The sequence below is a fragment of the Pseudoalteromonas sp. PA2MD11 genome (assembly GCF_017808125.1).
Classification (GTDB): Bacteria; Pseudomonadota; Gammaproteobacteria; order Enterobacterales; family Alteromonadaceae; genus Pseudoalteromonas; species Pseudoalteromonas simplex.
The window spans coordinates 272148-289070 of sequence record NZ_JADKNF010000004.1 but is presented as its reverse complement, the minus strand read 5'-3'; the positions used below and the strand labels follow the sequence as shown (position 1 = coordinate 289070).

Annotated in this window: 17 protein-coding genes; 6 read left to right on the top strand and 11 right to left on the bottom strand. The window is 41.3% G+C overall.

Translation table 11 applies throughout. The features are described 5' to 3' along the window. Positions 1–223 precede the first annotated feature (223 nt). The 4 genes from ISP07_RS07630 to gpmM are packed head-to-tail and all read right to left on the bottom strand — an operon-like array spanning position 224 to position 5009. Entirely contained in the window at positions 224–982 is a 759-nt protein-coding gene (locus ISP07_RS07630; protein ID WP_209327254.1) for a divergent polysaccharide deacetylase family protein, read from the bottom strand. 35 nt (positions 983–1017) lie between these two features. Further along, on the bottom strand, positions 1018–2286 hold the full coding sequence (locus ISP07_RS07625) for a S41 family peptidase (RefSeq protein WP_209327253.1): 1269 nt from the start codon (positions 2284–2286) through the stop codon (positions 1018–1020). A gap of 35 nt (positions 2287–2321) precedes the next feature. Next, positions 2322–3461 (bottom strand): murein hydrolase activator EnvC family protein, encoded by a 1140-nt coding sequence (locus tag ISP07_RS07620; protein ID WP_209327252.1) that lies wholly within the window; start codon positions 3459–3461, stop codon positions 2322–2324. A gap of 3 nt (positions 3462–3464) precedes the next feature. After that, on the bottom strand, positions 3465–5009 hold the full coding sequence (gene gpmM, locus ISP07_RS07615; RefSeq protein WP_209327251.1) for a 2,3-bisphosphoglycerate-independent phosphoglycerate mutase: 1545 nt from the start codon (positions 5007–5009) through the stop codon (positions 3465–3467). Between the two features lie 192 nt (positions 5010–5201). Here gpmM and ISP07_RS07610 point away from each other — a divergent pair, with 192 nt between their 5' ends. From ISP07_RS07610 to gpsA, 4 genes are read left to right on the top strand one after another with little or no spacing between them, the layout of a single operon-like run. Next, complete coding sequence (locus tag ISP07_RS07610) at positions 5202–5633, top strand: rhodanese-like domain-containing protein (RefSeq protein WP_054562817.1); 432 nt, start codon at positions 5202–5204, stop codon at positions 5631–5633. Positions 5634–5663: 30 nt separating this feature from the next. Then, positions 5664–5921, top strand: coding sequence for a glutaredoxin 3 (gene grxC, locus ISP07_RS07605; RefSeq protein WP_054550973.1), 258 nt, complete (start codon positions 5664–5666; stop codon positions 5919–5921). A 41-nt stretch (positions 5922–5962) separates the two neighbouring features. Continuing rightward, positions 5963–6448: a protein-export chaperone SecB gene (secB, locus tag ISP07_RS07600; RefSeq protein WP_054550974.1), complete on the top strand. Its 486-nt coding sequence runs from the start codon at positions 5963–5965 to the stop codon at positions 6446–6448. Positions 6449–6451: 3 nt separating this feature from the next. Beyond that, entirely contained in the window at positions 6452–7459 is a 1008-nt protein-coding gene (gene gpsA / locus ISP07_RS07595) for an NAD(P)H-dependent glycerol-3-phosphate dehydrogenase (protein WP_054562802.1), read from the top strand. 74 nt (positions 7460–7533) lie between these two features. Here gpsA and ISP07_RS07590 read toward each other — a convergent pair whose 3' ends face one another. Together ISP07_RS07590 and trmL are read right to left on the bottom strand one after the other, a co-directional pair. Beyond that, on the bottom strand, positions 7534–9420 hold the full coding sequence (locus ISP07_RS07590; protein WP_209327250.1) for a putative bifunctional diguanylate cyclase/phosphodiesterase: 1887 nt from the start codon (positions 9418–9420) through the stop codon (positions 7534–7536). A gap of 102 nt (positions 9421–9522) precedes the next feature. Then, positions 9523–9987, bottom strand: coding sequence for a tRNA (uridine(34)/cytosine(34)/5-carboxymethylaminomethyluridine(34)-2'-O)-methyltransferase TrmL (gene trmL / locus ISP07_RS07585; RefSeq protein ID WP_054550977.1), 465 nt, complete (start codon positions 9985–9987; stop codon positions 9523–9525). Positions 9988–10088: 101 nt separating this feature from the next. Here trmL and ISP07_RS07580 point away from each other — a divergent pair, with 101 nt between their 5' ends. Continuing rightward, positions 10089–10997, top strand: coding sequence for a cation diffusion facilitator family transporter (locus tag ISP07_RS07580; RefSeq protein WP_209327249.1), 909 nt, complete (start codon positions 10089–10091; stop codon positions 10995–10997). On the opposite strand, the gene ISP07_RS07575 is transcribed toward ISP07_RS07580, so the two are convergent. Genes ISP07_RS07575 through ISP07_RS07565 form a run of 3 tightly spaced genes read right to left on the bottom strand, consistent with a single transcriptional unit; the run spans position 10976 to position 13994 of the window. Next, a complete protein-coding gene (locus tag ISP07_RS07575) occupies positions 10976–11917 on the bottom strand; it encodes an alpha/beta fold hydrolase (protein WP_209327248.1) in 942 nt (313 codons plus the stop codon). The genes ISP07_RS07580 and ISP07_RS07575 overlap by 22 nt on opposite strands. Then, positions 11918–13303, bottom strand: a complete 1386-nt coding sequence (locus ISP07_RS07570; protein WP_209327247.1) for an ATP-binding protein — start codon at positions 13301–13303, stop codon at positions 11918–11920. It abuts the gene before it with no gap. Position 13304: 1 nt separating this feature from the next. Then, positions 13305–13994 (bottom strand): response regulator, encoded by a 690-nt coding sequence (locus tag ISP07_RS07565; RefSeq protein WP_209327246.1) that lies wholly within the window; start codon positions 13992–13994, stop codon positions 13305–13307. Positions 13995–14165: 171 nt separating this feature from the next. Between ISP07_RS07565 and ISP07_RS07560 the strand changes: the two genes are divergently transcribed. Continuing rightward, entirely contained in the window at positions 14166–14693 is a 528-nt protein-coding gene (locus ISP07_RS07560; protein ID WP_166340462.1) for a Spy/CpxP family protein refolding chaperone, read from the top strand. A gap of 60 nt (positions 14694–14753) precedes the next feature. Here ISP07_RS07560 and yacG read toward each other — a convergent pair whose 3' ends face one another. Together yacG and pilB are read right to left on the bottom strand one after the other, a co-directional pair. Next, the gene (yacG, locus tag ISP07_RS07555; RefSeq protein ID WP_054550981.1) at positions 14754–14987 is read right to left on the bottom strand and encodes a DNA gyrase inhibitor YacG; all 234 of its coding nucleotides are present in this window, start codon (positions 14985–14987) and stop codon (positions 14754–14756) included. Positions 14988–15060: 73 nt separating this feature from the next. Then, entirely contained in the window at positions 15061–16737 is a 1677-nt protein-coding gene (gene pilB, locus ISP07_RS07550; protein ID WP_209327245.1) for a type IV-A pilus assembly ATPase PilB, read from the bottom strand. Between the last annotated feature and the right edge of the window lie 186 nt (positions 16738–16923).

Sequence of the window (16923 nt, the reverse complement as noted above, 5' to 3'; positions counted from 1 at the left end):
CAATCCCGGATCGAGTGAAGAAAATGTGCAATCGGGAATGGATTAAATTGATTTAATCTTTATGCGGAATGGTATAATTCGTCTTTTATTAATGAGCTTTGTCTCTTCATTGTGCATGACGAATTACCACGCTGTTTGGTTTCGCTTCGCTCTACCCAACCTACGCCAGACCTCAAAACTTTACTCTTTCAACTTTCCCCTCGCTAACTCTCGTTTATAACACTCATTCCCCTTGTTTTTGCTCTGCTTTGGCTAGTTGAATGTATTTTGTTTCGACTAGTTGTGACAGGGGAACAAGTTCGAAGCCCTGTTGTTGTAGCTCTGGGAGGGCTTGTTGTAGAAAAGCAACGGTTTCTGGGTAGGGGTGGGCAATGGCGATTGCGTAGTTGAAGTGTTGAGCTTTGGTTTTTAGCTCTTCTAGTTGGTGTTGTAACTGACTTTGGGTGACATTGTTATCAAGAAATACATGGCGAGATACATTAGCTACACCATACAGATTAGCAACATTTTGAGCTTCACTTTGACTCGTTGTACGGCTGTCTAAGAAGTACAAACCACGTTTCTTTAAAACTTCCATCGTCCATTTCATTGGCTCTGTAAGCTGTGTTAGCTCAGATCCCATGTGGTTATTGACCCCTTTTACTTGTGGTAAAGAGGCTAACGCATGACCAAGGGTTGTTTGTAACTCTGACTTACTCATAGTATTGGTGAGTGCACCCGGACCAAGTGCTTTACTTTTATCAAGCGCTTGCATTGGTACATGTAAAAGTAACTCTTTGTGGGTTCTACTGGCGCGCTCTGCAAATATTTGTGAATAGGGAGTATGGGGCAAGATCGAGAAGGTCACTTGCCCTGGTAAGTTTAATATTTCAAGATCGCGCTGATGGTTGCCTATATCATCAATTACTATGGCTATTTGCTTTGCTTGGCAGAATAGCGGTAGGCAACATACGGCGAGTAATAAGCCTTTTTTTAAGTTCACTTTTTGTAATTATTATATCCGTTGTGAGCATTTACTTACTGCATAATAACGAGCTGCTTTGCTGTAAGTTGCTTTTTGTCTTGTCTATCTAGAAGTGAGCTAAAAAGCGCCAATTCTTGGATATTTTTTATTATAACGCCTTGGTCAATTTCTGAAAGCATTGTTTGATTAATACTCACATCTGGAGTGATCCCCTTCCCATCGATAGATTGACCTAAAGGTGTGTAATAACGTGCTGTAGTCAGTTTTAATGCGGTATTACCGTTACCTAGAGGTATCAATGATTGCACTGAGCCTTTACCAAATGAAGTTTCGCCAATTAGCACCGCTCGTTGATTGTCTCTCAGTGCTGCTGCGAGTATTTCAGCTGCAGAGGCTGAGTTTTCGTTAATTAGCACGGCAATAGGAGCGCCACTGAGTATGTCGCCTTTATGGGCTTTAAACTTCTGATTAGCTTCATTAAAGCGACCTTTGGTGGATACGATGGTGCCGTTATCTAAAAACAGATCTGCAACTTCAATCGCCCCTTGTAATGTACCGCCAGGGTTATCTCGTAAATCAATGATTAAACCTGAAAGAGGGAAACTATTGGTGACCTGCATTTTTGCAAGCTCTCGAGCAACATCGTGCAATGTATGATTGTTAAATGCATTGATACTGATCAGTGCAACGCCTGTATCTGCTAAATGGCCATGAACGCTTTGTAAGTTGATTTGTTGGCGCTTAACCGAGAAATTAAGCTCAGTATTTGTCTCTCTTTTAACAACTACATCAACGGCGTTCTCACCGCTTTGGCGAATCAACTTAGCCACTTCTTCGATGCTTTTGTCTAAAATAGGCTGTTGATTAATCGCAATAACTTCATCATTTACCTGAAGACCCGCAAGCGCCGCAGGTGAGTTATTAATAGTGTTAACAATATACACTCGACCCTCTTCAATTTTTACTTCTATACCGAGTCCTGTGTATCTACCATTAGTGCTACTGAAGATAGCATCGAGCTCAGTTTCGTCGAGATATTTTGAATATGGATCAAGGCGCTCGAATAACGCTTCGACTTGTAAGTTATCAGGCTGAGTTACAAATGCGTTTTGCAGTTTAAGATCATCAACATAATACGTATGAATATTAAATAGGATTTCGTTTAGTTGCTGATGCTGTAGTGATTGTAACGAGGGTTTTGCAACAGCCTGAAACGATTGCAATATCAGGCATAGCAAGCTGACAAGTAATAGAAAAGACAGCTGAGTAAAAAACTTAGCTGGGGAAAAACGAGCATTGTAAGAGTAAGTTGTGTTTAGCATCAGCTGCTCCTCATAGAGTGCAGCTATTTAATCAATTAAATGCGTCTGCACCATTTTACAGGATTTACTGCGCGTCCTTTGTGGCGTATTTCAAAGTATAGACCAGGATCGGGTTGTCCGCCGCTTTGACCGACTAATGCAATTGTTTCGCCTTCTCTAACAAGGTCGCCAACATCGCGAAGTAGAGTTTGAGCGTGACCATATAAGCTCATAAAGCCATCGCCATGATCAATAGCGATAACCCAGCCAAAGCCATTTAGCCAGTCAGCGTAAACCACTTGGCCGTTCTGTACGCTTTTAACATTACTGCCTTCTTTGGCGCTGATAAGTACGCCTTTCCAATCTATGTTGCCGTGCTTGCGCTGTCCAAAGCGGTGGCGTAATGCTCCTTTGGTTGGCCAGTCGAGTTTGCCCTTACTACTTTGTAAGCCTAGTAATTCAACTTTTTCGTTTCGCTCTTGTTCAAGCTCTTCAATGGCGGTGATCAGGGTTTGCTCATTTTCTTTTAAGTAATCAATTGAGCTCTTCGTTTCTTTTAACGCTGACTGGAGTTTATTGAGGTTAGTTTTACGCTCTTGCTGTGCATTGACTAAAGCTTGCTGGCGTCTTTTTTGCTCATCATATAAGGCAACTAGACGTTGTTTGGTTTTTTCAAGCTCAGCTTGGTTGTCTGCAATTTCTTGCTGTAGTGCTTTGAGCTCTTCGATTTGTTCGATACGTGCTTTATTTAGGTAATTGTAATAACTTAATGTGCGCTCAATTTTGGCTGTGTCTTGTTGGTTAAGCAACATCTTTGAGTAGTCATGACTACCCGCCATATAGGCACTTTTTAGTTGTGCAGCTAATAAGGTTTGGCGCTGTGTTTGCTGGGCTTTAAGTTGCTCAGCTTTAGCTTGTTGTTCGCGTTGTTGTTGCTCATTTTCTTTAACAGATTGGGCGGCAAGGTTTAATGCTTTGGCATTTTTGGCGATGTCGAGCTCATGGGCGCGCAGATCTTTACGCATTTGAGCAATGGACTTGCGTTGACCTTTAAGCTCAGCCTCTGTTTTTTGTAAAGCTGATTGAATGTCTGATAAGTCTTTTTTGGTTTGATCTTCATTAGCAACAACCGTAGTTGCTACTAATGAAGTCAGTATTAAACCAGTTTTAAGGAAGTGGTTAATACATTTACTCATAGCTTATTTCAGCGTCATGATTGGTTTACCAGTCATTTCACTTGGCTGCTCTAAGCCGAGTAGGTGAAGCATGGTTGGAGCCACGTCACTCAATGTTTTACCATCATGTGGTGTTGCATCACGGCCAACATAGATAAATGGCACTGGCTCACTGGTGTGTGCGGTATGTGCTTGGCCCGTTGCTGGGTTAGCCATTTGTTCAGCATTACCATGATCGGCAGTAATAAGCGCTTCACCACCATGTTCTTCAAGTGCTGCAACTACACGACCAATACAATGATCAACTGCTTCACATGCTTTCACTGCTGCTTCGAATACGCCAGAGTGACCTACCATGTCTCCGTTAGGGTAGTTACAGATGATGGCATCGTATTTACCGCTAGCGATTGCTTCAACAAGTTTATCGGTCAGCATTTCAGAGTTCATTTCTGGTTGCAGATCGTAGGTTGCTACTTGTGGTGATGGAATCAGTTCGCGAGTCTCACCAACAAATTCATCTTCACGACCACCACTAAAGAAAAAGGTCACGTGTGCGTATTTTTCTGTTTCAGAAATACGTAGCTGTGTTTTACCTTGTTTCTCTAACCATTCGCCTAATACATTTGTTAAAGGCTCCGGAGCAAACGCAATCGGCGCTTTAATGTCTGCTGCGTACTCTGTCATCATTACAAATGCACTTAACTTAGGTGATTTTTTCTTATCAAAACCACTGAAGTCACCATCAACAAAGGCACGAGTCATTTCACGTGCTCGGTCTGCTCTGAAGTTAGCAAAGATAACAGTGTCGCCGTCATTGATCTCTGCAGCTGTTTGGCCTTCTGGCACAACAGTTGTTGCAGCCACGAACTCGTCGTTCTCGTCACGTGCATAAGCGGCTTCTAGTGCGGTTACACCGTCAGTGTAGCTGTATTCAGCAATGCCACTCACCATAACATCATAAGCAAGCTCGACACGATTCCAACGGTTATCACGGTCCATTGCATAATAACGACCAACAAGCGTGGCTAAACGGCCACAGCCAAGTTCAGCAAATACAGCTTCGATACGCTCAATTGACGCTTTTGCGCTACGTGGTGGCGTGTCTCGACCGTCTAAGAAACCGTGGAAGTAAACTTCTTTTGCCCCACGCTTAGCAGCTAGTTCGATTGTTGCAACAATGTGGTCTTCGTGACTATGAACACCACCTGGACTTAAAAGACCCATAATATGCACGGCTTTACCTGCATTTACAGCTTTGTCGATATTATCAACAAGCGCTGGGTTGCTATCGAACTCACCATCATCAATGGCTTTAGTGATGCGAGTAAAATCTTGGTAAACGATACGGCCAGCACCTAAATTTACATGGCCTACTTCAGAGTTACCCATTTGTCCTGCAGGTAAACCAACATCAAGTCCCGAACCTGAAATTAATGTATGTGGGCGGGTTGCCCAAAGGTTGTCGAGTACTGGGGTATTAGCAGCAAGTATGGCGTTACTTTCTGTGTCTTCACGGTATCCCCAACCGTCTAAGATCATTAATACCAATGGTTTTTTATGCTCTGTCATTATAGCTCCTGAAGATTGGCACTTATATATCACTAGCATACCGTGTTTTATGGTTTTGATCAGCTATCAATATGTCATATTAAAATATTTCACGCCCTAGCATTTTCAATTGAAGCACGTATACTTGCGTGGCAAATTTTAATTAACCCATGGCTATGCGCTGTGGTATCTAAATTTCTTAGTGGAAAACGCATGGATCAATATATTGAATTTATCTCAAATCATCCGGTTTTGAGCATTATCTGGTTAGCATTAGTCGCTATGCTGATCAGCAGTTGGTTTAAAAGTAAATTTTCGGCTATCCGTCAAATCAACCCACAGCAACTTACCTTGCTAATTAACCGTGATGATGGTCAAGTGATTGATATACGTGCACAAAAAGAGTTTAACTCTGGCCGTATTGCAGGCGCAACTCACTTAAATCCGGAAAAAGCAAAGCAATCTGATTTTTCAAGCCTTGAAAAGTTTAAGACGAAACCCATTATACTAGTATGTACCACGGGCATGACTGCCTCAGGTATCGCAACTGCAATGCATAAAGCAGGTTTTGAGCGTGTTTATGTATTAGCGGGCGGTATGGGCGCTTGGCAATCAGCTAGCTTACCAACAACGACCGGTCGTTAATAAGGCTCACTGCCCGATAGAGGAATTATTATGAGTAATGTTGTTCTTTACACAAAAGCATACTGCCCATTCTGCCAACGTGCTTTGGCGTTATTAGACAGTAAAGGTGTAGACTACACGAATATCGATATTGGTGTTCACCCTGAGCGTCGTGATGAAATGATCGACAAAGCAAATGGTGGTTACACAGTTCCGCAAATTTTCATTAATGATGAACATATCGGCGGTTGTGACGACATGATGGCAATTGAAGCGCAAGGCCTTTTAGACGCAAAGCTTAACGCTTAATAAATTTTAAATATAAAAACGAATACAAGTTAGGAATTACAATGAACGAAGAAAATCAAAACGCAGCAGCAGAACAAGCCGGCGCTCAATTCTCAATCCAACGCATCTACACAAAAGATGTTTCATTTGAGACGCCTAACTCACCTGCTATTTTCCAAAAAGAGTGGACTCCTGAAGTTAAGCTTGACTTAGATACTCGTTCTAACAAATTAGAAGAAGGTGTGTTTGAAGTTGTTCTTGCTTTAACAGTAACGGCTTCAATCGGTGAAGAAACTGCATTCCTATGTGAAATCCAACAAGCGGGTATTTTCACAATTGGTGAAGTTGAAGAAGTTCAACTTGCACACATGTTAGGTGCTTTCTGCCCGAACGTACTTTTCCCTTACGCACGTGAAGCAGTATCAAACCTAGTTAACCGTGGTACTTTCCCACAATTAAACTTAGCGCCAGTTAACTTCGATGCACTATTTGCTCAATACATGCAACAACGTGCAGCTCAAGATCAACAGGCAACTGCAGACGCATAAGCTATGAGTACAGCACAATCAGCTGTTACAGTATTAGGGGCGGGGTCATATGGCACCGCCCTTGCTATTTGCTTTGCCAGAAATGGCCACCCAGTTACTTTGTGGGGCCGCAATAGCGATGACGTTGCCACGCTTGCAGCTGAGCGAAAGAATCAACGTTATGTTCCAGATGTTAGCTTTCCTGACACCCTTCAACTAGAAGCTGATTTAGAAACGGCAGTTAAAGCAAGTAAGATCATTTTGGTTGTTGTGCCGAGTCATGCTTTTGCTGGCACGTTGCAAAAAATCAAACCTTGGTTGTCAGAAGGTGCTGAGGTTGCATGGGCTACCAAAGGTTTAGAGCCAAATACAGGGCGTTTATTGCAAGAAGTAGCGGTACAAGAGCTAGGAGATGATGTTCCTCTGGCTGTGCTTTCAGGACCTACGTTTGCAAAAGAAATGGCAATGGGTTTACCAACCGCTATTTCGGTATCGTCGACTTCTAAAGACTTTGCTAAGCAATTAGCTGACCTTTTACACTGTGGCCGCTCATTTAGGGTGTATAACAATGATGACTTTATTGGAATACAGCTTGGTGGCGCAGTTAAAAATGTCATTGCGATTGGCGCAGGTATGTCTGACGGTTTTGGCTTTGGTGCCAACGCACGTACTGCTTTAATCACTCGCGGTTTAGCTGAGCTATGCCGTTTAGGTTGTGCATTAGGTGCCCGTTCAGATACCTTTATGGGTATGGCCGGCCTTGGTGACTTGATCTTAACCTGTACAGATAACCAATCTCGTAACCGTCGCTTTGGCCTTGCTCTTGGCAAGGGTGAAGGCGTAGAAGCTGCGATTGAATCTATTGGTCAGGTTGTTGAAGGCTATAGAAATACCAAAGAAGTGTATTTACTTGCTGAGCGCACAGGTATTGAAATGCCAATAACGGAGCAAATTTACCAAGTACTTTATGAAAATAAAGATGTAAAAGAAGCTGCGATGGCACTACTTGGCCGTGAGCAAAAATCTGAATAATTTAGATTGTGCACTTTTAAATAAAAAACGCGATTTATTAATCGCGTTTTTTATTTAAAGTATATTTCTAATCATTAGCTTGATTGTTGCTTTTTTAATTTTTCGTTAATAAATTCGTTAACTTGCTCAGCTTTTAATGGCTTACAGTAATAATAACCTTGTTGAAAATGACAGCCCATAATATGTAGCATGTAGGCTTGTTCTTCTGTTTCTACTCCTTCGGCGACCACATTAATATCTAAATATTTAGCTAGTCGCACTATGGTGGCAGTGATATTACGATCTTGGTCGTTTTTATCGATGTCTTTTACGAATGACTTGTCAACTTTTAGCGTATCAATAGGAAAGCGTTTTAAGTAACTGAGTGATGAATGACCCGTACCAAAGTCATCCAGCGCGATGTGCACACCAATTGATTTAATGCGCTTCATTTGCTGCTCTGCAAATTCAGGGTTATCCATCATGGCGCTTTCTGTGATCTCGAGCTCTAAGCAATGTGCTGGGACGTCAAATTTAGCCAAATTATCAACGAGTGTTTCAATAAGACTACTTTGTTGAAAGTGTAGGGCTGAAATATTAATAGCGACATTACCAAACGAAATGTTTTGTTTTCGCCACTGTGCCAGTTGATTAAGTAGTTGTTCCATTAGTAATTGGGTAAGCGGAATAATGGCACCATTTTGTTCAGCCAGCGGAATGAACTCATCGGGGTTAATCACACTGCCATCTTCTTGTGGCCAGCGAACTAATGCTTCAAAGCCGTATAACTGATTATGCTGGGCATCAAACTTAGGCTGAAAATAAAGCTCAAACTCATTGTTGTTGATAGCTCTAAATAAAGCGCTTTCTTTGGTTAACTCGGTTGGGTCGAGTGTGTGGCGGTCTTTGTCAAAAAATTGATATGTATTATGGCCCATTTTCTTAGCATGATTCAAAGCACTGGTTGCGCTGCGCATTAAGTATTCACAGTTGTAGGCGTTGTCTGGATAGATAGCAAGGCCGCAACAGGCAGATAGCGAAGTCTCAAAACCATCCAACATAAAAGGGGTTTTGAATTGCTGCAGCACGATGTCTGCGGTCTTTTTGGCGAAGAATACCGTTTTACCTGAGTAGAGATAGGGCGGCACAAGAATCGCGAATTCATCTGCGCCGAGTCTTGCAATGGTAAAAGCTGAGTTGAGTGCGCCAGTAAGACGGCAAGCAACTTCTTTTAATAAAACATCTCCAACAGTATGGCCCAAAGAGTCGTTTATTTTTTTGAAGTTATCTAGGTCGATAAATATGATTAGCAAGCTTGGGTATGTGTCGTTACAGGCTTTAATTGCTTTTTCGAGCGACTCTATAAAAATGGCGCGGTTTGATAAACCAGTGACAGTATCTTTGGTTGTAAGCTTGAGCATCGTGCGCTCATTATTCTTGCGGGCTGTTATATCTGAAAATACTCCGACATAGCGAACTGATTTTTTGAAAAAGCGTGAAGTCGTAATTTTAGTAATGGATAAATCAAGGGCGTAGGGTTTGCCATTTTTACGGACATTCCAAATTTCACCAGACCAATAGCCATCATCTATAAGCTCTTGCTTTATAATTGCTTCTAATTGTTGGTCACGGCCATTAGATGTATGTGCTTTAAATTGTTTACCGGTGACATCATCCTCGCTAAAACCTGAGATTTCGCTAAATGTTCTATTAACCTCAATGATATTGAACTCATCATCAGTAACCCAGACAGCGTCTTTCGATTTTGAAAGTAACGCATCAACAAAAACCAATCTCTGTTTTTTACGCTGTAGAGCAATACTAATAATTATCACTACTGCGATGAGTAATAACAAGGTAAGTGCTGCGGTGATAACATAACTTGTTAAAGCAATCGGTGGGTTGGAAGTGAAAACTGTTGCAGCACTGGCAAAGTGCTGTAACAGTAAAATGATACAGCACACTAGGGTGAAAATACGCATTACTTTCCATCTAAAGTATTAAATCAGCCCTTTTAGATTAGTATATTAAAAAAGGTCGTGCTAAATAATTAGTGGATAATTTTAAATCACATTTTCAGTGAATTATTGACCGTTCACAAACCCTAATTGACGCCAAGATTCATAAACAAATACAGCCACTGAGTTAGATAAGTTCATGCTACGGCTGTCTTTTTGCATTGGAATGCGTACACGTTGTTCTTTCGGTAATGATTGAATGAGTTCATCAGGTAAGCCACGCGTTTCTGGCCCAAACACTAAACAATCGCCGGGTTGGTATTGTGCTTGATGATGAAATTGGCTGCCCTTTGTTGTGCAAGCATAGACTTTTTTTGGTTGGCATTTTTCAAGGTATGCTTCAAACGAGGCATGGCGCTGTACATGGCTAAACTCATGATAATCAAGGCCAGCTCGCTTTACACGTTTATCATCCCACTCAAAACCAAGGGGTTCAATTAGGTGTAACGCATAACCTGTGTTTGCGCATAAGCGAATGATATTACCCGTGTTTGGTGGAATTTCTGGTTGGTACAACACAATATCAAGCATGTGAATCTCATTTTAAAGGATTTGATCTGCTGCTGAGTATACACGAACTAGAAAGAAAAGATGATATACTCAATACAGTTACTCACTTAAGGTAAGTTGTTGTGCAGCATCGTAGTTATGAGTTTTGGGTTAAAACAGCCAGTATAGTCACCATTGTTATGGTGAGTTTAATGATTGCTGCAAAAAGCTGGGCTTGGCTTGCATCTGGCTCGGCGTCAATGCTGGGTTCATTGACCGATTCGTTAATGGATATCACAGCCTCACTGATGAGTTTTTTAGTGCTAGGTTATGCACTACGCCCTGCTGATGACGACCATCGCTTTGGGCACGGAAAAGCCGAAGCATTAGCCGGGCTTGCACAGGCCGCTTTTATAGCTGGCTCAGGTTGCTTTTTAGCGTTTCATGGCATTGAGCGCTTATTTAATCCGGTAACCTTAAAGCATTCAGACCTTGGTATTTGGGTTAGTATTTTCGCTATTGTTTGTACGCTCGTGGTGGTGTTTGTACAAACTAAGGTGATTAATCACACCGAATCAATCGCCATTAAAGCAGACTCAATTCACTATAAAGGCGATTTAATCTTAAATTTGGCTGTACTACTGGCAATTGTGTTAGCTAAGTACGGCGTCGCTTATGCCGATCCATTGTTTGCTATTGGGGTGGCTGTTTATTTACTTTATAACAGCTGGGATATTGCTCGCGAAAGTGCTGATCACTTAATGGATAAAGAGCTCCCAGATGAAGAAAAAGCTGAGATACTCGCCATTGTGAATAGTCATCAAGACGTATTTGGTGCCCATGATATTCGTACTCGCCAAGGTGGTAAAATTAAGTTTATTCAGATGCATTTAGAGCTGGAAGACTCATTATCATTGATAAGAGCGCATCAAGTTGCTGATGAAGTAGAAGCGTTAATTCAAACGCATTTTGATTGTGAAATGGATATTTTGATGCACTTAGACCCACTTTCTGTGGTTAACAAAACACGTCAAAGCTCAGCACAAAATTGATAAAAATCGCTGAGTATTGTTTGTCTGATCTCGTCGCGTTCACACAATAGTTCGTGGCGAGCCCCCGCATAGCTTTTTAGTTGTGCTTGCTTTTGCCTATGGGTAAGTGCAAATTGCGCAGCGTTATCGACCACGGTATCTTGCTCGGCGCTGGCGATAAATAAAGGAATATCGACTTTTTTATCGACTAAAGAAGCAATAAAATCAAATGATGCATTAAGCCAACCATAGGTTACGCCACCTAGCTGTAAATCATCTTCTGCTGCATACAGCTCTCTGAACAGCTTATATCGAATTTCACTACTGGTTAGCTCATTAGCTGCAAAGTCGACTGGTAAATAATCGCGTTGGCCAAATGCGTAACTGCGGCCAAGACCAAGTAAGGATGCAATTTTAGCAGCCAGTTTTGCTACAGGCTTTGGCGTGCCTTTGGTATAGATATCAAACATCGGCGCTGATAAAAAAGCACCCGCAAATTGATGCTGATAGCGCGATAGGTAATCATAGGCAATGGCACTGCCCATAGAGTGGCCAAGCAAAACCTGCTTTCCTTGCCAGTGTTGATGCACCACTTTTTCTATAAATACAGCAAAGTCATCTACGTAATCAGTAAAGCGATTTACATAACCCTTATGAGTGTTTTTTAAATGACGATAAGAGCGACCTTGCCCCTGGTGATCAACACTAAAAACTGCAAAGCCATTTTGGTATAGCTCCCAAAGCAACTCTTTGTACTTAATTAAAGACTCTATTCGGCCAGTACTGATAACAATGGCCGTTTTTGCTTGTTGAGGGATTGCATAGCCATAATAAAGCTTGCCATGAGCGGTGCTCAGAAAGTCTTGCTGTAATTGCTCAGAAAAAAACTGATTAATATTAGGTAGGTTGTTAACAAGACTTGCTTCGCTACTATAAAACATTTACTCACTCTTAAAAGGTAGACGGATGTTTACGCACAGTCCGCCATGTTCTTGGTTTTCAAGTGTTAGTGTACCATCATGTGCTGAGATAGCATTCTTTGCAATAGCAAGACCTAAGCCCGTGCCGCCTGTGCTTCTATCACGAGCATGCTCCTGACGGAAGAAAGGTTCACACAGCCTTGCTAGGTTTGCTTCATCAACCCCTTTACCGTCATCACAAATAGTGATGTAGATAGCATCTGATTCAACTAAGCCTATTGAGATTGAATGTTCTGCGTATTTAATGGCATTGCGAAGTACATTCTCAAGCGCGCTGGCTATTAAGGTTTCATCGCATTTTAAATCGGCTGTTAGTGTACCATTTACAATAAGCTCTTTATTGTTTTGCTTGGCTTCAAATTGAGCATCGTTGAGAACATGATCAACAATCACTTGTAAAGACTGCGTACTCAACGCTAGGGTTTGGCTTTTGGCTTCTAAGCGTGAAACTTGAAGTACATCGGCAATCATTTTATCGAGCTGATTGGCCTCTTTTTCAATGCGTTCTAAATAAGCGTGTTGAGCGTCATCAGCTTGCATTTGTGCAAGGCCTGTAGCCATTTTTAAGCGTGTTAATGGTGAACGTAGTTCATGAGAAATATCTGCTAGTAATCGTTTTTGCGCGCTAATAAGCTGCTCAAGTTGAACCGCCATGGTATTAAAGTCACGACCAAGTACACCTAACTCATCTTGACGAGTAGGAGATACATCGGCACGAGCTGTTAAATCGCCATGAGCAAGCTTTTTTGCGGTTTCTTTTAAACTATTAATGGGGGCAATTAAGTTGCGGCTAAAGAAGAAACTCAGCATCAAGGATGCAACTAACGCTATCAGTAGTTTAAGCCAAACTGGCATTAGCCATAGGCTGACAAAAAACGGTTTCTTGCGTTTTTCATCGATTTCATAAAGATAAAATTTACCTTCGGGTACATTTAAAGCTACCGGTCCATAAGCTTGGTATTCATCGGTAAAAATAATTTGCGGGCGCATATATTTGGTAAAGTTCAGCAAGCTTAAATCAATCTCTTTGGATACAGGTTCGCTGAGCATTTCAACACCATGTACCTCACCATTTAAGTACAGTAATTTATGCTTTGATAAGCGCGGATGAGATAAAACCTCTTGAGTTGGTTTGCCGTGCTTAGCAACAATACGTTCAATACTTTTAGCAGTGTACTCTAGGTTCTTAAGCATGGGTCCACGCAGCTCATCGTTGCCGACATTGCTCGTTAATTGGCTTAAAAAAACCAATATTGTGATAGTCGCTATGACGGTAACCCAAAACCAGGCAAATATTTTTAAAAACAAATAATGGCGAGGATGCTTTAGCCAGCTTGGAGTTTGCATATTATTCGCCTTGTATTAATACATAACCACTGCCACGCATGGTTTTGATCCGTTCATTACTAACGTGTTCTGCAATCTTTTTACGGATGTTGCTGACATGCATATCGATTGAACGGTCAAAAGGGGCAAGGCGTCTACCAAGGACTTGCTCACTTATTTGTTCTTTGCTGATCACTTCACCGGCATGTTGTACTAGCATGGCAAGGATCTCATACTCAGTGCCGGTTAGACTAAGTACATTGTCTTTAACAGAAGCTTCTCGCGTTGCAAAATTAACATTGATGCTGTTAACACTCAATGAGCTGGCCTGTTGGCTCGATAAGCTATTGATATGTTCGATGCGACGGGTAATTGCTTTAACGCGGGCTAGCAATTCTCTGTGGTTAAATGGCTTAGGAATATAATCATCTGCGCCTAGCTCTAAACCAAAGATACGATCAAAGTCTTCGCCTTTCGCGGTTAGCATGATCACCGGAGTAAGCTTATGTTGTCTTAACTGCTTTAGCACCTCAAAGCCATCCAAAGAAGGTAGCATCACATCAAGCAATATTAGCTCATAGTTATGCTTTATAGCTTGTTTTAGGCCTTCAGCGCCATCATGAACACACTCTACTGTAAAACCTTGTGCTGATAAGTACTCGCTGAGTAATTCGCACAATCCTGTATCGTCGTCGATCATTAATAGTTTCATTCTGACACCTAGCTATTTATTTCTTTAAGGTTATTTTACTCAGTAAATTGTGTAAAAGTGAATCTTTACACAACCTTTACACTGGTTTGCGTTCCTTTGCATTGAATTAGTTATAGTTAACCCATCAGTCGGAAACGACAACAGAGCACAACCCAACAAAAGGTAATGATTATGACTATTTCAAATAAGCTTTCTAAATTCGTACTTGTTTGTGGTTTAGCAGCAGCGAGTGTCGGTGCTACTTCAGCAATGGCGAAAGGTGACTTTAACCGTGGTATGAATCCACAAGCACGTTTTTTACTTTCTGAGCGTGGTATTGATAAATTACAACTTACAGAAGATCAGCAAACGCAACTTAAAGCGATTTTTGCCGAGCAGAAAACACAATTTGCAGCACTGCGTGGTGATAAAGATGCAATGAAAGCCGCTCGTACTGCACACAAAGAGAAAATGGATGCGTTATTAGCAGCTAAAACATTTGATGAAAATGCCGCATTAGAACTAATTAATGCGCGTCAAGAAAAAGGCCAGCAGTTTGCAATGCTAAAAATGAAATCTGATCATGCCATTTGGCAGGTTTTAAATGCTGAACAGCGCGAAAGCTATCAAGAGATTAAAAAGCACCTGCGTAAAAAAGGTCACAAAAAGGGTCACCATGGTCCACGCGGAGAGCGCAAAGGTGAGCGTTCTGAAGGCTAATACCAAATTACTCTTAATATAAAAAATGCGGCAAATGCCGCATTTTTTGTATTTGACGCTTTATTCTTTAAAGAATGAATCATCGTTTTTAGCTAGCATCGCTTCGATATCTTCAATCATATCTTGGCTCAAATCATTAGCATTACTAATTGGGCTAGAAATTTTATTGTTCTCAAACGACCACTCACCTAAATCTATTAGCTGGCAGCGTTTTGAACAAAATGGACGATGTGGGCTTTGTTCTGACCATTCTACTTTGGCTTTGCATGTTGGGCAGTCTACAACTGTTGGCATGATATCACTCTTAATTAAGCACTTTCGTCAGATCTTACTGAACAGTTAGTTGAGAATCCAGTAACGAATTTGTTTAGAAACTCGTTACTCGGTTTATTTCTGCTAGAGAGGTAACGCCATCAGCGGCTTTTTTCAGGCCAGATAAACGCAGATCATTAAAGCCTGAGCGCAGAGATACTTCAGCGATTTCGAGAGAGTTACCACCACGCATAATAATTTGCGCTATTTCAGGGGTAATTTGCATTACCTCATAAATACCCACTCGACCTTTATAGCCTTCAGTACAGCTATCGCATCCTTTTGGTGCGAATAACTGAGCCTCATTGAGCTTGTCTTTATCAAAACCTTGGCGAATCAATTCTTCATCAGGCAGTTTTTCTGGTGTTTTACACTTAGGGCAAAGTCGTCTTGCTAGACGCTGCGCAATGATAAGGCTGATAGAGCTTGCTACGTTATAAGCAGGAACACCCATATTTAAAAGACGAGTAAGGGTCTCAGGCGCAGAGTTTGTATGCAGAGTTGATAATACCAAGTGACCTGTTTGCGCCGCTTTTATTGCAATTTCAGCGGTTTCAAGGTCACGGATCTCACCAACCATGACGACATCGGGATCTTGTCGTAAGAAAGCCTTTAATGCATTGGCAAAGGTCATGTCTGCCTTTGGATTAATTTGTACTTGGTTAATCCCTTCAAGGTTGATCTCTACTGGATCCTCGGCAGTACTGATATTACGCTCTGGCTGGTTAAGAATATTCAAACCAGTATAAAGTGATACGGTTTTACCAGAGCCCGTTGGACCGGTTACTAAGATCATGCCTTGTGGTTGCTCTAGTGCGTCCATGTAGAGTTTTTTCTGCTCTGGTTCATAACCAAGTACATCGATACCTAGCATAGCGCTTGATGAGTCGAGAATACGCATTACTATTTTCTCGCCCCAAAGAGTTGGTAATGTACTTACACGAAAGTCGATACTTTTACGTTCAGTGATTTTAAGCTTAATACGACCATCTTGAGGTTTACGCTTTTCTGCAATATCAAGTCGGGACATAACCTTAATACGCGCCGACAAACGGCTCGCTAAGCTATTGGGTGGACTTGCCATTTCATGCAAAATACCATCGATACGAAAACGTACACGGTAACGGTGTTCATAAGGTTCAAAGTGTAGATCCGATGCACCTTTTTTTATCGCATCCATCAAAATTTTATTGATGTAGACAATAATAGGCGCATCGTCTTTGTCTTCATCTTTGCTGGTTAAGTCTTTAGGAGCTTCGGTTTCAAGATCGCCAAGTTCTTTAAACTCATCTTCACTTAAGTGTAAACCGCCTGCAGCATCAAGTAATTGTTCTATTTTATTTTCGAGCTGAACGTAATCAACAACAACTACTTCACATGAAAGGCCAGTACTAAATTCAAAGTTTTCAAAGGCTCCGTAATCGGTTGGATCAGAGGCGGCAATGTAGAGTTTACGGCCTTTTTTTACTAACGGCAGAATGTGGTGTTCACGAATGAGTTTGTCTTTAACAAGTTCTTCAGAAATGTGTGATACATCAAAATCTTTGATGTCAAAATAAGGGACTCTGAAAAGATCTGTGCATTGCTCTGCTAGCTCATGGCCAGCCATACCACATGTTTTAGAAATTAGCTCCGCAGTAGAGCTGTATTCGCGCTGCTTTGATTTTACGGTCTCTGCATCAATGCGACCTAGAGTGATAAATTTTCGAAGTAGCGGTGAGTTAATATTCATTGCGCACCTAGTTTGATCCTTTATTTGCCACAATCTAACAGAAAAAGTAAAACGGTTACATCAGTCTTGTCTGATTTTGGAAAAATTGCAAAATAAATTAACCATAAACTCAAATGTTTAGCTAGTTAATTGGTACTTTGGTATTGTTTTTATGTGGCTGCTTTTTTACAAAAATAAGTATTTAAA

Coding starts and splice junctions, on each gene's coding strand:
- ISP07_RS07625 (WP_209327253.1), bottom strand. CDS start 2,286: ATGCTAAACACAACTTACTCTTACAATGCTCGTTTTTCCCCAGCTAAG.
- ISP07_RS07620 (WP_209327252.1), bottom strand. CDS start 3,461: ATGAGTAAATGTATTAACCACTTCCTTAAAACTGGTTTAATACTGACT.
- gpmM (WP_209327251.1), bottom strand. CDS start 5,009: ATGACAGAGCATAAAAAACCATTGGTATTAATGATCTTAGACGGTTGG.
- ISP07_RS07610 (WP_054562817.1), top strand. CDS start 5,202: ATGGATCAATATATTGAATTTATCTCAAATCATCCGGTTTTGAGCATT.
- grxC (WP_054550973.1), top strand. CDS start 5,664: ATGAGTAATGTTGTTCTTTACACAAAAGCATACTGCCCATTCTGCCAA.
- secB (WP_054550974.1), top strand. CDS start 5,963: ATGAACGAAGAAAATCAAAACGCAGCAGCAGAACAAGCCGGCGCTCAA.
- gpsA (WP_054562802.1), top strand. CDS start 6,452: ATGAGTACAGCACAATCAGCTGTTACAGTATTAGGGGCGGGGTCATAT.
- ISP07_RS07590 (WP_209327250.1), bottom strand. CDS start 9,420: ATGCGTATTTTCACCCTAGTGTGCTGTATCATTTTACTGTTACAGCAC.
- trmL (WP_054550977.1), bottom strand. CDS start 9,987: ATGCTTGATATTGTGTTGTACCAACCAGAAATTCCACCAAACACGGGT.
- ISP07_RS07575 (WP_209327248.1), bottom strand. CDS start 11,917: ATGTTTTATAGTAGCGAAGCAAGTCTTGTTAACAACCTACCTAATATT.
- ISP07_RS07570 (WP_209327247.1), bottom strand. CDS start 13,303: ATGCAAACTCCAAGCTGGCTAAAGCATCCTCGCCATTATTTGTTTTTA.
- ISP07_RS07565 (WP_209327246.1), bottom strand. CDS start 13,994: ATGAAACTATTAATGATCGACGACGATACAGGATTGTGCGAATTACTC.
- ISP07_RS07560 (WP_166340462.1), top strand. CDS start 14,166: ATGACTATTTCAAATAAGCTTTCTAAATTCGTACTTGTTTGTGGTTTA.
- yacG (WP_054550981.1), bottom strand. CDS start 14,987: ATGCCAACAGTTGTAGACTGCCCAACATGCAAAGCCAAAGTAGAATGG.
- pilB (WP_209327245.1), bottom strand. CDS start 16,737: ATGAATATTAACTCACCGCTACTTCGAAAATTTATCACTCTAGGTCGC.